The organism is Mesorhizobium sp. M4A.F.Ca.ET.050.02.1.1, from assembly GCF_003997725.1.
Taxonomy (GTDB): Bacteria; Pseudomonadota; Alphaproteobacteria; order Rhizobiales; family Rhizobiaceae; genus Mesorhizobium.
Map to the genome: position 1 here is coordinate 1 of NZ_RZSG01000067.1, position 14740 is coordinate 14740.

Below are 14740 nucleotides of genomic sequence, written 5' to 3' on the forward strand. Positions count from 1 at the left end.
CGCCTTTGCCGCCATCTATTTCGCGGCGCTGGCGGGCCTCGAGGCTTTGCGCCGGCACGACCCCCTGCGGATTGGGGCCGCGGTCGTCGTGGGCCTCACGGCGATCCTGGCCATAGGTCTGCCGTTCCTGTGGATGCAGGCCAGTGGCATCCCTCTCGCAGCCTATTTCGGCCCGGTGATCGAGGCCGGCTTCTCCGCATTGCTCGGGAAGATCCTGGGCGCGGCCACCCCAATATCGGAACACCTCGGAGCGCCGGACAAGGCCCTCTACATGCGGCTGACCACCTTGCTGGCGCTCATCCTGCTGGCACTCGGCCTGGCAACGGGATTCTTTCGGTCGCTGGCCATGGCTGCGCCGAGTGGTGAGCGGTCGGGTTGGCGTCCGATCCAGGCCATTCTCAAACGCCGCTGGCGCGACAGCCGCCTCGTGCTCCTCACCTTACTGGCCTTCGGGCTCCCGGTCTCGGTGGCCTTCCGACTGACCAACGCCGGATGGGAAATCGGCAACCGCATGGGAACGTTCGTGTTCATCGGCGTCGGGATGGTCGTCGCGGTGAGCATCGTCCACTTCTGGCAGGGCCGCACGCCGCGCGGGTGGCGCCGCATCGTACCGGCCGTTGCTCTGGCGGTCATCGTCGTGGGCGGGGTCGCGAGTGCCACGATCAATCCCATCCATGGGCGCTACAGGGTGGCGGCAGATCAGGACTCAGTCGAGCCCATGGGAATCGAAACGGCGCGCTGGGCCAAGGAGTGGCTCGGTGCCGGAAACCACTTCACCTCCGACCGCATCAACCGCCTTCTGCTTGCGAGCTACGGCCGGCAGGACGTCAGGGTCAAGATCAAAGAAGGCGTCGATGCCGCGCGCATATTCGAGGGTGAGACATTGGGGCCTGAAGAGTTTTGGGCCTTGGCAGGAAGCGACATTGATTTCCTGCTGGTGGACCTGCGCCTGACCACGGCTCCGCCGGTGCTGGGCTTCTACTTTCAGCCGTGGCAACGGCAGAAGGGACTGCCGCTTTCGGGCGCAGCGCTGCTCAAGTTCAATGATGTCCAGGGCGTCGCCCGCATTTACGACAACGGCTCGATCGTGATCTACGACGTGAGGGGATTGCATGGGAATTACTAACAAGCGGGACCTCCTGGTCGCCTGTCTGTGGGCGGCGGTCACGGTGGCGGCCGTTGCGCTCAGCGACAGCGTGTTCCTCCGTACCCTCTTGGGTGCGCCCATGATGTTCGTCGTCTCGGGCCACTCGATTCTGCGGGCCATTGGCGTCCGGACCACCTCGGTGCTGCAACACCTCACCTACGCGGTCGGAGCAAGCTTGGCCGCCGGCATTGCCGGGGGCTTTGCCCTGAACGCCACAGGCTTCCTTACGCCGCTCGGCTGGGCGGTCTGGTTCTGCGCGGTGACAGCCGCCGCGGCGCTGGTGGCCGCCATCCGACGCGACACTCCCGATCTGCCAGCCCGGCCGGCGCTTGCGCCGCTGCGACTTTGGCAGGGGGCCGCGGTGATGCTAGCGGTGCTTGTGGCGAGCGGAGCCTACGCGCTGGCCGTCCGGGACGAAGCGGCCCACCGGGAATTCAAGTACACGGAGTTCTGGCTGTTGCCATGGGCCAGCGCCGGGTCCGGCCGGATCACCGTCGGCATCAGGAGCGCCGAGACCCAACCTCAGCGATTCGACCTGGAAATCACTCTTGATGGGCAACCGTACGCCGTTTTCCGATCGATCGCGGTCGCGCCGGGCGACACCTGGACGCAGGAAATCCCGGTGCCCGCCTTGGCAACTCGCCAGACGGCCGAGGCGCGGCTCTATCGACCGGAGGATAACCGGCTCTATCGCAGGGCTTCGACGCTGGTGCCGCGCAACTGAAATGAGGTTCGATCATGCGCATCCTGCTGCTGTCGCAGTTCTATCCCCCGGTGATCGGGGGAGAGGAGCGGCACGTCCGCAATCTCGGCGCAGCTCTGGCGCAGCGGGGCCATCATGTCAGCGTCGGGACCTTGATGCATCCCGGATCTCCCGAAACCGAGCTGGACGGCGCGGTCCGCGTGCATCGCCTGCGCGGCACGCTCCAGCGGCTGTCGGGCCTCCACACCGATCCCGAGCGCCGCCATGCACCGCCCTTCCCGGATCCCGAACTGGTGCTTGCCCTGAAGCGGCTGGTCGCCCGGGAGGAGCCGGACATCGTTCACGCCCATAACTGGATTTACGCGTCCTTCCTGCCGCTCAAAGGTCTGAGTGGTGCACGCCTCGTGGTTACACTCCACGATTACGGCCTTGTCTGCGCGAAGAAGAACTTCATGCACTTGGGCGCCAATCTCTGCAGTGGGCCAGCGCCGGCAAAGTGCCTGCCCTGCGCAACAGGGCATTACGGCGCGGTGAAGGCGGCCGCGACCAGCTTGGGCAACTGGGCATCGAGCTTCGCCGCTCGGCGCGTGGTGGACCGCTTTATCGCAGTGAGCCACGCGGTGGCCCGTCACACCGGACTCACCCAAGGCCGTGCTCCTTACGACGTCATCCCCAACTTCGTGCCTGACGATGTCGAAGTGCTTGGCCCGGAAGATGCCTGCCTGCGGGGACTCCCCGGGAGTGAATTCATCCTGTTCGTCGGCGACTTGACGCGCCTCAAAGGCATTGACGTTCTCCTGCAAGCCTATGCCAGCCTGGAGCGTGCGCCGCAACTTGTCCTGGTCGGGCGCCGGGTCGCCGATACGCCAACCGAGTTTCCGCCGAACGTTCTAGTCTTCAACATGTGGCCGCATTCCGCCATCATGCATGCATGGCGGCGCTCACTGTTCGGCGTGCTGCCGTCGGTGGGGCCAGAAGCCTGCGCGACAGTGATCATGGAAGCGATGGCGTCCGGAAAGGCAGTCGTTGCAACCGACATCGGCGGCATGCCGGATATTGTCGACCATGGCGAAACAGGCCTTCTCGTGCCGAGCGGCGACGCGCAGGCCCTCGCCAACGCAATGCAGACACTTCTTGAGGACCGCGCCTTGCTCGCCCGGCTGGAGGCGACAAGCCTCGCCAAGGTCGAGCGCCTCAAGGCCGGAGCGGTGGTGACCCGGATCGAGCAGGTCTACCGGGACGTCCTGCGCCCAGCCGCCGCCAGGTCCGCGGTGCCGGCGCAGCAAGGTTCGGGACAGCAACCATGTCGGTAGACCGCGCCGGAACGGCCATTGTTCGCGTGCGTCGAGAGCTTCGAAAGAGTGCCGCGCTCGTAATGAATTCCGGCGCTCTGGCAATCGGAACGACTGCCGCGGCCGGCCTCGGGTTTGTCTATTGGTGGCTCGCGGCGCGGCTGTTTTCGCCGGACGTGATCGGCAACACCGCAGCGCTGCTGTCCGTGATGGGGCTTATCGGCACGCTGGGCGAGGCGGGGCTCGGAACCATGCTGGTGGGCGAGATCGTCCGGAATCCTGGCAGGGAGCGCGGCCTGGTGGCCGCAGCAGCGTGCGTCGGGGTGGCGCTGGCGGTCGGCCTCGCCTTGTTGTTCGTCCTCGGGCATGCCTACTTCTACAGCTCGAGTGCGCTGATCGGCGGCTGGTTCGAGGGTATTGCGTTCGTCCTCGGCTGCGGCCTGACCGTTCTCGCCATCGTGGCCGACCAGGCATTCCTGGGCAACCTGCGCAGCGCCGGCAGGATGATCCGGCTGGTGCTGTTCGGCATGTTGAAGCTGATGCTGATCGCCGCCGCCGCGGCTGCCGGCTACACCTCCCATGTCGCGCTTCTTCTGAGCTGGGCGGCCGGCCTGCTGGCGTCCCTCGTCGGCGTGGACCTGTTGACGCGCGGCGGTGCGCGTCAACTCGTTGGGCCTCCCGACTTCCAACTGCTCCAAACGCTCCGCAAGAAGGTCTTCGACCACTACGCGCTCGACGTGGCCCTGCAGGCGCCGGGCCTCATCATGCCTTACCTCGTGCTGGTTCTACTGTCGCCGGCCATCAATGCTGCCTTCGTGTGCTTGTGGATGTTGGTCTCCATCGCCTCGTTGATTCCCGCAGCCATGGCCACGGTCCTGTTCCCCGTAGTGCGAGCGAGCCCGAAACAATCCAGACATGACATCCTTTTGTCGGTGATGGCGTCATTGCTCTTCTCGCTAGTCTGCGCCGTCTTCGTCTTCACCTATTCGCAGACGATCCTGGCGGTCTTCAATCCGGCCTATCCTGAGATCGCCGGATCGAGCCTGCGCTTCCTCGGCTTCAGCCTGCTGGGATCAACGCTTAAATTTCATGCCTGCACGCTGGCGCGGTTGGGCGACAGGATGCGCAAGGCATCTCGCTGGTTCGCGCTTGGCGGATTGCTGGAGCTGTGCTTCGTGATCGCGGGAGCGAAGCTCGGTGGACTTCAAGGCCTGGTCCTGGGCTGGACGCTCGCCGTCAGCATCGAGGGTGCGTGTGCGGCCCTCATCTTGGCCTTCGCGACGAATCTGGATTCTGCCGCCGGCCCTGTGCACGATGAACCGCCCCCCTCGTCGCTCAAGACCTGAGATGTCGTGCATGGCGGCCAGGATGCGATCCTTGAGCTGGGGTTTGCATGCGACGCATGATGTGGCGGCGGCGTTTTGCTCACGACATCGACGCGACCACCTCCAGCATCACCTCCGTCGCGCCGCCGGCGATGGTTAGGACGCGGGCGTCACGCGTTATCCGCTCGATCGGACTCTCGCGCATGACGCCCATGGCGCCGTGGAATTGCACGCATGCATAGGCGACCTCGTTGACGAGTTCGCCGCAGATGGCCTTCAACATCGAGATCTCGCGCAGGCAATCTTCGTCGGCCGCCATGCGCCAAGCTGTGGCATAGAGAAACTGGCGGCCTGCCTCCACCTTCGCAGAGAGCATCGCGAGACGTTGACGGATCGCCTGCATGTCCCATAGGGCGCCCCCGAATGCGCGGCGGGCTTTCACCCAGGCGAGGGTCATATCGATCGCCGCCTCGGCCGTCCCTATCGCCATGGCCGCGAGGACAAGGCGCTCGTTCTGGAAGTTGCGCATGATGGAGTAGAAGCCCTGTCCCTCCGCGCCGAGGACGTTCTCCGCGGGGATACGGCAACCGTCGAAGACGAGCTCCGCCGTATCGGAGGAGCGCCAGCCGTGCTTGTCCAACTCCCGGGCAACGCTGAACCCGGGCGTGCCCTTCTCGACGAGGAACATCGTGATTCCGTTGCTTCCTGCCGAGGGATCAGTCTTGGCGGCGACGCAGTAGAGATCTGCGTGGACGCCATTTGTGATGTAGAGCTTCGTGCCATCGAGGACGTAAGTGTCGCCCTCTCGGAGCGCGCGCGTGCGGATGGCCTTCACGTCCGAGCCCGCATCCGGCTCCGTGATGGCGACCGCGGTGATCACCTCGCCGCTGATAATGCCCGGCATCCAGCGGGCCCGCTGGGCTTTGGTTCCGTCGTGAAAGACGTACATGGAAGCCATGTCGCTGTGGACCAGCATCGCATCGGCGGCGCCGCCAAAGGTCGAGCGCCCGAGCTCCTCGGCGAAGACCGTCGATGCAACCGCGTCCATCTCGGCACCACCATACTCGGCCGGGTAGCGGATGCCGAAGAAGCCGAGTTCGCCCATGCGGCGCAGGACCTTACGGGGAATGAACCCATCCTCTTCCCAGCGATCCGCGCAGGGCTTGATCTCCTCCTCGACGAACCGGCGGACCTGGTCCCGTAAGAGCTCATACTCCCCCGCTACCCAAGGCAGCCCCGATCCACGCGAAGGTACCCAAGCTTTGTCCATCATCTTCATCCGCCCCAGGGCCATTCGGAGGGCCGTCCGATAGGCTAGAGTTCGATTTCCTCTCTCGGTCCCTCGCGTGAGGGGACTCTGGAATCGGCCACCCAGCGCATTGCGTCGATCATTTCCGCCAGTCCGGCCACTGTCGGTCGCTCGAAGAGATTGCGAAGCTGCACGTCGACCCCGAAGGTCTTTTGCATGCGCGACACCGCCCGCATCACCAAGAGCGACTGCCCGCCCAGGCCAAAGAAGTTGTCGTCACGGCCGATCGACTCGACCTTGAGGAGATCGCACCACAGCGCGGCCAGCGTCTTCTCGGTCTCCGTCGAGGGGGCGGCGAAGTCTTGTGCAGGCTGGATGTTTTCCGCCGTCGGTTCGGGAAGCGAGACGCGGTCGATCTTCCCGTTGGACGTGAGCGGCATCCGTTCGAGGCGAACATAGTGTGTCGGAATCATGGGCTCCAGGAGTTCTTCGGCAAGGTGGGCGCGCAGGGCCGCCACGGTCACAGGTTTCGACGAGACATAATAGGCCACAAGTCGTGCGATGCCGTCTTCGACCGCTGGCGGCTCGACATGGCCGTTTTGGGCCATTGTTTGTATCGCTGGTTTCACCACCGAGGTGGCGATGGCGGCGACGGCGCATTCCTGAACATGCGGGTGCTTCAGAAGCCGGGCTTCGATCTCGCCCAGTTCGATACGAGCGCCACCAACCTTAACCTGATGATCGGCGCGGCCGAGAAAGTCCATGCGCCCATCCGAGTTCCAGCGGGCGAGATCGCCCGTCTTGTACAGCCGCAGCTTCGAAAACCGGTCTCGGGGATCGGTGGCCGTGAGGAAACGTTCGTCAGTGAGGTCAGGGCGATTGAAATAACCTCTCGCCAGGCCGTCGCCGGCAATGAACATCTCACCGATAATGCCGGGGATGGTGGGCTGATGTGCCTTGTTGAGGACGTAGATGCCCGCATTGGCGGCCGGAACGCCGATCGGCACCGATGCGGATTGATCCCGGTCGATGTCGAAACGGTGTATCATGCAGCCCACAGTCGCTTCGGTTGGTCCGTATTCGTTGTAGATCTCGATAGGATGGGGAATGGCTTTCGTGATATCGCGAGCCAATCCGGCCTTGAAGTCCTCGCCACCCACGATGAACTTGCGCAGCCTTGTGGTCTCAAGATTGCGGTCGCGGATCATCGCGAGATGCGCCGGCGTCAGCTTCATGATATCGACGGCATTGTCGTCGATGACCTTGAGCACGACCATGCTCTGGACCTCGGGATCACCAAGATAGACCACGATGCGGCCACCGGTGATGAGTGGCGTGAAGAGCGTCGTGACGGTCAGGTCGAAGGCGAGGGATGAGAAAAGCGGCCATGCGAGACGTTCGCCGGAACTGTACACCCGCGCGGCCCACCAGATGTAGTTCACCAGGCTCCGATGCTCGATCACGACGCCTTTGGGCGTGCCGGTCGAGCCGGAGGTGAAGATGATATAGGCGGCGCCATCCGGAGTGGCAGCCGACGGTCGGGCCGAGTCCGGCTGATTCAAGATCGACCCGAAATCGGCGTCGAGCACGAAAATGTCGGCAAGGTTCGGGGAAATGACGGACTGCAGACGCGCCTGAGTGACCGCCACCGGCGCCCGCCCGTCGGTCCCGTCGGCAATGTCCTTCAGGATTGTTGCAAGACGCCCCTTCGGTGTTGCCGCATCCACCGGCACATAGGCTGCGCCCGACTTCAGGACGCCTAAGATCGCGACGACGACTTCAAGAGAGTGCTCCATGAACACAACGGCAATCCGACCCGGCCCCACGCCGGTCGAGCTCAGATGCGCGGCCATCTGGTTGGAACGTTCGTCGAGCTGCTGATACGTCAGCGCTGCGTCGCCGAAGCGGATCACTTCGGCGTCAGGACTACGCACCACCTGGTCGCGGAAGAGATCGATGATCGTCCTGTCCGACGGGTAGGGCGCTGCCGTGGCGTTGTATTCGATAACCAGCGCCCGCTGATCGGCATCTTCCAGCAGGGGAAGCGCTACGCCCTCCGCCGCGATTGGTAGGACTTCATTCATGAGATACGCTCCCCATTGCAGAAATCAAAAAATCAATCACCTCAATCGTTCAGCTTGCCCGGTTGCTTGGCGATAAACCTCTGCGATGGCAGGTGCGTCCGGTTCCTCCAGCATAAGGGTATCGTTGCAGTCCTCGGGCCCGAAATAGAACTCGGCATGGGGCACCACTCGAAGCCATCGGCGCGGTGCTGCACCCGATCGCATCCAGGCCTTGTTCGGAAGGAATATACAAACTCGGCCCGAATACGGCGTGGGAACGTACCGCCGCAAAGCCGTGATCGCCGTGGATTTGAGTCGAGCTCTGCTCGCCAGCACCGGATCCGTCGGGACCGGCTCATTGCTCTTGCGAATGGGGGTCACGAGGCTGCGGACGCGCTCGCCGAGATTGCGGAGGCGACTGCCGAAAAATCGGAGACGAGCGCCGAATGTCGGCAGCTTGGCTGCCTCTCGCAGGAACGAATCGGCGCTACGCTTGGCAAGGAAAAAGAGCAGACGCGGCGATTCCCCATAGGTGGTGGGGTGAAGCGGGCCAAAGAGCGCCGTGCATGGGATCTCCGCTCCGCGTTGGCGCAGGATTTTCGCCAGCTCGAGAGCGGTTGCAGCGCCGGAGCAGTAACCGGCGATGATGTACGGACCGGTGGGCTGATATTCTAAGATCTGGCGGGCGAAATATTCGGCGATGTCTTCGACGCGGTCCATCGGCTCGCTTTGCCCATCGAAGCCAGGCGGCTGGAGTGCGTAAAACGGTTGATCGCCGCCCAGGTGCTTAGACAGGTCCGAGAATGAGAAGGGCGCCCCGATATGCCCGGGTACGGCGTAAATGGGCGTGCGTGTTCCGCGAGCTTGCAGGGGAATGATTGCAGACTGTTGCCGGGCCGCCACCGCGGCCATAGTCAGAAACGCGATGATTTCGCCCTTCCGGTCCCGCAACTGGTCGGTAGACTCCGCCGTCAGAGTGCCTGCGGGGGCATTGCACCGCAGCCGGTCGCCCTCCACCCAGACCTTGATGTCTTTGACCGCGAGGTCCGCGAGAAGCTCCGGGATCTGCATCACGTCCGCCGACATTGGGCCTCCCGACATGCGAGTGAAGCGCTGTCCCGTGCCTTGCGTGCCCTCGTTTATCCGCAGTGCATCGTAAGCGAATGATGGCATCGCGGGCACTTCAATTCCGGACTACCAATTCCGGACTACCACCGCCTAAGCCCCACCCCAAGGCCTTGGAGATAGCCTCCAGCCGGGTCAAGCGCCGGAGGAAGCCCTGCCAGCCAATCTTCCGGACCACGGGCGGTGTAGGACCCATACTCGGAGGCGGAAAAGCAGAGCGCTGCGATCTCGTCCGCTTCGGGCACAGGGAGAACGCTCACCCCCGACCTCCTGCCTGGTAGAGGGCGACGACGGCGACCTCTCCGGATCGTGAGGCACTGAAGCGCAAATCGCGAGCAGCTACCTGGGCCGAAAGGGTCCTTGCTCAACAACCCGAAATGGTGGCTCCAGCGGTAGGAGTCGAACCTACAAGCCTCTCGGCGCCGCATCAACAGTGCGGTGCGTCTACCAATTCCGCCACGCTGAAACATAGATCTGAGAGCCCGCCGCGCGAACTGGTGCTTTGATCCCGAGTTGAACGGGAGACGCACTCTGCTTCAGACAGCCGCTCTGAGGGCGAGCTATACAGAGCAAACATGGATGCCAAGGCAGGCCCGGAACCTACAAATCCTTCCCTTTCAGAGCGGGCTGCGCCCGGTCCGCGCAGGGTCGCTGCTAGTGACCGCCCGTGGGGTTCGGCACCGACAATGGTCGAGTCGCACGATCCCGACAAACAGCACCCCCTGCTGGTACTCGCCTGCCCAAGAGCTGGATCCGCGAACCGATTGTCCAAGAAACCTGCCTCCAATCAGACTGGCCGCCCTGCTTGGGTCGACGCTTCAAGCCACGGCCTCTCTCATATTCGTAGCAATGGTCCCTAGCACCCGCTTGGCACCGCGCAGCTTTGCCTCGATGCGGCGCTCCGGACCGTCTCTGCCTATTGCGATCCACTTCATGGGATGCTCGGCATTGGCCAGATGGGACTTGTGCCCGGAGAACCCAGCCAGAAAATCGTAGCCGCACTCGCCACGCCCGATGCTGTCCTCAATTGCCAGAACATGGCTGACAAGCCCGGGCTTGAGCCGGCCGTCGCGCTCATAGAGAAAGCCGCTTTGATAGTTGTAGACACGGCCGTCATGCACGAAATTGTAGAGGATTCCGATTGTCTGCTCTCCAGCCAACGTCCGTGAGATGCGGACCGTCCCGGCGGGAACTCCGAGTGAGATGAGCTCCTCGTGAAATCGACGGAAGCTCGGATTGGCAAAGGCTCCCTTGCGTCCCCACCGCGCCTGATGAAGCTCGGCGAGCAAATTAAATGCGGCGAGCGCCTCCGATGTCACTTCCATAGTCCGGAACGCAATGGGGCCGCGTTCAGCATATAGCCGCATGGCACGGCTTACCGTCTGCCGAGTGTTGCGGCCCAAGGTGGCGCGGAAATTTCCGCCTTTCTGGCGGACTTTAGCGAAATCAATCCACCGCGCCGTATCGTCCGCTCTCACATCGGTAAGGAGTCCAGCCCGGCCTGCGGTGCGACAAGCGGCCAACTCAAAGTCCGGATCAATACCGGAGAGCACCAACTGGTCAGAGTAGCGCAAGTGATGCGCTAAGGCCTCGAGGCATGCCACTCTGGTGGCATCGGCCAAGGATCGCTCCGCAAGTATGTTGTTGTACTCGATGAACAGTCGATCGAAACGAGCATCTCCGGTTTCATTGAGTAGCCAGCGCGCCCGCGCATGCAGCCCGAAACTCCAGGCCCTTCGCCGGCAAACAATCGCCAACCCAACGATTCTGCTTGACGTCCGGGCGACCAGAACATGTGGTTGCGCGCCCCCCGGCAGATGCCGCAGCCAGGTTCCGATCCAGAGCCAGGACAGATAGAATGAGTAAGTTGCTCGGGCTTCGAGCTCCTTCCAAATGGTCTCAAGTCTCGCGATGTCGGGCAAGGCCTCCACGGTAACGTCGATAACCGTATCCTGGCGCATGGCTTGTCCTACTGAAGGCACACGATAGGGTTCTGCACCGATGACTGAGACATCAAGAACTCCTGTCCTCGACGCGCGCTGCTGTTCAGCCAGGGAGCGCTCGGGGTTTGCCCTGTTTGGCCTATTTGGAGAAGTCTCGTATCGCCGGCGCGGGAAGTGAAGACCCTATTCCTGACTACCCATGGCGGGCAGTCCATGCCGATATTTGAAACTCAGCTGAGGCGGACCTGCTCGTTCATGAAACGGTTCAAGCTGTCGGCGAGTGGTCGTTTGGCGCTTCCCACTCGTTTCCTTGCAGGGCATCAATTCGGACCGATCCTCTCCTCCGCCACCTCGCTGCCAAGCCCTGCATCGTTGGCAGTGGACGCCGTCGGCGACGAGGTCGGGACCGGCGAGCCGCCCAGCTCTCTTGGCTCGCCGTCGCCCACGATAATGTTGACGAGGTCGCCCGGCTGCAGCAGGGTCATTCCGAGGGACTCGATGCTGACCGGTCCGGCTGCCGATTGCCGCACGATTTGATAGGTTACGCTGTTCGCGTCCTTCACAGACTGGGCGCGGGTCATCGGCAGCGTGTCCAGGACGCCTTCGCTGGCGTTCAACTCGCGCATATTGGCCGCGATCTGGGTCTCGGTGGACTCGATCTCGACCTCCAGATCGTTCATGAGGTCGGCCCGGATCTGCAACGACTCTGCCTCTAGCGAAGCGAGGCGCTGCTTGGCCATGGCGTACTGGTTGAGGGCATCCTTCCGACGCTGTTCCGCGTCGGACAACTCGCTCCGGACCTGATCCATCACCGTCATGCTGAGAACGTTGCGGTCCACGAGCGTGCGCATGCTGTTGACGCGCTCCTGGCGCAGCTTGATGAGCTCGTCGAGCGAGTCCATGCGCCCATACGCGGCAACATCCTGCCTGGCCGCCTCCAGTGCACGAAAAATCGTGCGCTCGCGATCTTTGCGGGCCGTTGCGACGGCCTTGCGCCGGTCGCTCTGCTCGCTGATGAGGTTGGCGGCTTCAGTCGCGCCGGCCAACTCCAGCAGCTGGCGTGGAATCTTGGGCGCCGTACCGTCGCGCTCGGCTCTCAGCACCGCCACGCGAGCGAGCAACTTCAACATTGCATCGATCGCCCCGCTACGCTTCTGGCTTTCACGCACGGCTTCGATCTTCTGCCACGGCTCGCCCTGGCCCTGGTCGAGTCCGCCGGCCAGCGCGATGGCGTGCAGGATCGTCATGCCGGGCGCGTACTTGAACGAGCCTGGATTCTTGACTGGCCCCAGCACGTAAATGGGCGGTCGCTCCAGCGACAGGATGTTGACCAGCCCCTTGCGGCCCAGCAATTGTTCGAAGGTTTCCGCCAGGTCGGCCTGTACCTGTTGCGTCGACCGGTTGGCGACCGGAATGAAGCCAAGCAAGGGCACGGAAATCGTGCCGTCTTCTTGGACCATGTACTCGCCGCTCAGTTCCGGACGCTGCAGGATGCCGCGCAGGGCTGAGGCTGAGGACGCGCCCCCCCATTTGTCTTCCTCGACCTCGACGCGCTCGTAGAACACGACCCTGAGACGGTCGCCGACGCCGAACAGGCTTCCGGTTTCTGGCGCCGTGCCGAGGGTTTTGGGGCGCCCGGCACTGGTGGGGACGGCAGGGATGACGCTCCCTTCGACCAACGTCACGGCCGGCGCATCCGGTCCCTTGCCGAGGGTTTTGGGGCGCTCGGCAATGGCGGGGACGGCAGGGACGACGCTCGCCTCGACCAAGGTCGCGGCCGACGCATCCGGTCCCGACACGATCGCGCGGGAGGGTTCGGCCCTGGCTTGAACCGGTTGATCTTGCCAGCTATCGATAGCAGCAGACACCTTCTGTACCACGGCTTCGGAGATATCCTCGACCTTCTGCACCGCGGCTCCGGAGATATCCTCGAGCTTCTGCGCCACGGCCCTGGAAACAACCCCGATGGTCTCCCGGTTGAGGGGCTCCAAGTTTCTGACCGCGGCCCCTCCCAGGACGGCGACACCGGAGAGTCCAAAGACCAGCAGGATGGCCCTTATTCCCCTGATCCGTCGGCCGCCGGCCCGTGACGAGGGAGTGACGGGCTCGGAATTGTGTTCTGTGGCCATGGCGTGTGGCTTTCACCTTCAATGGTGACGATGCCGCCCCGAACTGGTCGAGCACGGGTCGACGGGCAAGACTCTTCCTCATCGTGACCCTTCACCGCCTGCGGCACAACTATCCCTTTGTGGGCACTCCTTCCGGATAAGGCACCGACTTGGACGAACTCGTCCAATGCGCTACGCTGCGAAGAATGCAGGCCCGCCGCCTGCATCATACCTTCCCCAAGGCCAACAGGTTTGAGAAATCCCGATGGTCCCGAGACGCTGCCCCTACGCCTAAAGAGGGTATTTGGGTGTAGGGTTTTCCTAGCGTAACCTTAAAAGATATGCGGTTGGCGCCCCGAGCGCCTTACCGGGCGCGTTGGGGAGGCTACGATGACAAAACAATCTTTCATGACGGTGCTTGTCGGGCCGAGCGAGTTACTCCGAGAAGGCCTTAGTCGAATCTTGGATACAGCAAAGTTTCGTATTCTTTTCTCTGCGGCTTGTGTTCACGATCTTCTGCAGAAGCCGCTACCCCAGCACCGACCGATCTTGCTCATCCTGGATGTCGGCGGTACTGATGCAGATGCTGAATTCGCACAAATTGCCGACTTTAAAGCGATTTGTTCGAACAGCCACGTCGTTGTGCTGGCCGATCACTGTCGATCGAGCGATATAGTTTCGGCCTTTCGTGCGGGAGCTGACGCATATTTATCAAAAGTCGCTCCTTCCGACACGTTCATCAAAGCTCTCGAGTTGGTTATGCTCGGGCAGACGGTGTTACCTGTGGAGCCTTCGACATTTATTCAGGACATAAGGCATGATCTTAAATATGACGCGGTGACGGATGATGTGACAGTCGCAGCTGCTAAAATGGAGAATGTCGACAGAGACCTGTCAATTTTGTCGGACAGGGAAAAATGTATTCTACGTTGCTTGATCAAAGGGGATTCTAACAAAACCATCGCGCGCGAGATTAGAATCGCCGAAGCTACGGTGAAGGTCCACGTCAAGGCGATCCTTCGAAAGATTCGGGTTCGTAATCGTACGCAGGCTGCTGTTTGGGCGATGAATCATGGTGTGCTCACCCCCGCGACTGGCCCGTCAGGGAACGAAAAGATGGCAACTCAGCCCTCTCATTTTCCGCAAGATCTGTTTGAAGCACGGAAGGGGTACCACTTTCTCGAGAACGCTCATCCGATTTGACCGCTTATTCGGGGCTGATGCATTCGCTCGCCTCGATGCGAAGCTCCGCGATGAAAACGCGTAGGTTCAAATCACCCCGGCGACGGTAGCAAAGAGCTGCCGTGGAGACGTATCGCCATGGGCGCGTGACGATGTAAAGAACCCAGACGAGATGTAACCCACTCTAGGTTCGATGCCCGGGAGGACCACTGGAGGGTCTTCGCTTACCTGCCCGCTTGTGGCCGATGTATCGGATGGCAAAATCGACTTCTTTCCACGACCGCTTCGGCACGCAACGCCGTAAGATCTTGTTCGACCGGGAGGCACTCGCGAGACTTGCGAGGTGCCCGGAATGGAATGCATGGCACCCCAACCATTTGGCCGAGGCTCCCGCGCTTGGGAAGGTCAAAATTCCATGGCAATTGCACATTCCAGTGCAAAAAAAGGACGGTGGATCATGCGGTGAAAGAGCTTGACTCGCCGGCGATCTGCTAACAGATTCGTGCGTGTCGTTATGCGGGACGTTTACAGGAAACAGACAAAGAGCTTTTTGCTATCCATTTGAAGTTGAGGGGATTTATCAAGGTGAGCAAAGCATCGATT

At 62.3% G+C, this 14740-nt stretch carries 9 protein-coding genes, 1 tRNA gene and 1 pseudogene; 5 read left to right on the forward strand and 6 right to left on the reverse strand.

Annotation, left to right across the window (positions count from 1 at the left end):
• From EOA33_RS38910 to EOA33_RS07910, 4 genes and pseudogenes are all read left to right on the forward strand, one after another.
• Positions 1 to 1126 (forward strand): annotated as a pseudogene (locus EOA33_RS38910) (hypothetical protein); the annotation flags it as partial.
• On the forward strand, positions 1113 to 1871 hold the full coding sequence (locus EOA33_RS07900; RefSeq protein WP_127405385.1) for a hypothetical protein: 759 nt from the start codon (positions 1113 to 1115) through the stop codon (positions 1869 to 1871). The pseudogene EOA33_RS38910 and the gene EOA33_RS07900, both read left to right, overlap by 14 nt.
• A 14-nt stretch (positions 1872 to 1885) precedes the next feature.
• A complete protein-coding gene (locus EOA33_RS07905) occupies positions 1886 to 3163 on the forward strand; it encodes a glycosyltransferase family 4 protein (protein ID WP_126055872.1) in 1278 nt (425 codons plus the stop codon).
• Positions 3154 to 4488 (forward strand): hypothetical protein, encoded by a 1335-nt coding sequence (locus EOA33_RS07910; protein WP_126055871.1) that lies wholly within the window; start codon positions 3154 to 3156, stop codon positions 4486 to 4488. The genes EOA33_RS07905 and EOA33_RS07910 overlap by 10 nt, the downstream gene beginning before the upstream one ends.
• A 79-nt stretch (positions 4489 to 4567) precedes the next feature.
• Here the strand turns inward: EOA33_RS07910 and EOA33_RS07915 are convergent, their stop codons facing one another.
• From EOA33_RS07915 to EOA33_RS07940, 6 genes are all read right to left on the reverse strand, one after another.
• Complete coding sequence (locus tag EOA33_RS07915; RefSeq protein WP_245482271.1) at positions 4568 to 5740, reverse strand: acyl-CoA dehydrogenase family protein; 1173 nt, start codon at positions 5738 to 5740, stop codon at positions 4568 to 4570.
• A 41-nt stretch (positions 5741 to 5781) separates the two neighbouring features.
• On the reverse strand, positions 5782 to 7800 hold the full coding sequence (locus EOA33_RS07920; protein ID WP_127405387.1) for a non-ribosomal peptide synthetase: 2019 nt from the start codon (positions 7798 to 7800) through the stop codon (positions 5782 to 5784).
• A 36-nt stretch (positions 7801 to 7836) separates the two neighbouring features.
• The gene (locus EOA33_RS07925) at positions 7837 to 8865 is read right to left on the reverse strand and encodes an alpha/beta fold hydrolase (protein WP_245482272.1); all 1029 of its coding nucleotides are present in this window, start codon (positions 8863 to 8865) and stop codon (positions 7837 to 7839) included.
• Between the two features lie 420 nt (positions 8866 to 9285).
• Positions 9286 to 9370 (reverse strand) — tRNA-Asn (locus EOA33_RS07930).
• A 352-nt stretch (positions 9371 to 9722) separates the two neighbouring features.
• Positions 9723 to 10865 carry a GNAT family N-acetyltransferase gene (locus EOA33_RS07935; protein ID WP_127400068.1) on the reverse strand — a complete coding sequence of 381 codons (1143 nt, stop codon included), beginning with the start codon at positions 10863 to 10865 and terminating at the stop codon, positions 9723 to 9725.
• 302 nt (positions 10866 to 11167) lie between these two features.
• On the reverse strand, positions 11168 to 12838 hold the full coding sequence (locus tag EOA33_RS07940; protein WP_190234226.1) for a polysaccharide biosynthesis/export family protein: 1671 nt from the start codon (positions 12836 to 12838) through the stop codon (positions 11168 to 11170).
• 507 nt (positions 12839 to 13345) lie between these two features.
• Between EOA33_RS07940 and EOA33_RS07945 the strand changes: the two genes are divergently transcribed.
• Entirely contained in the window at positions 13346 to 14158 is an 813-nt protein-coding gene (locus EOA33_RS07945) for a response regulator transcription factor (RefSeq protein WP_126055868.1), read from the forward strand.
• Positions 14159 to 14740: the final 582 nt, after the last annotated feature.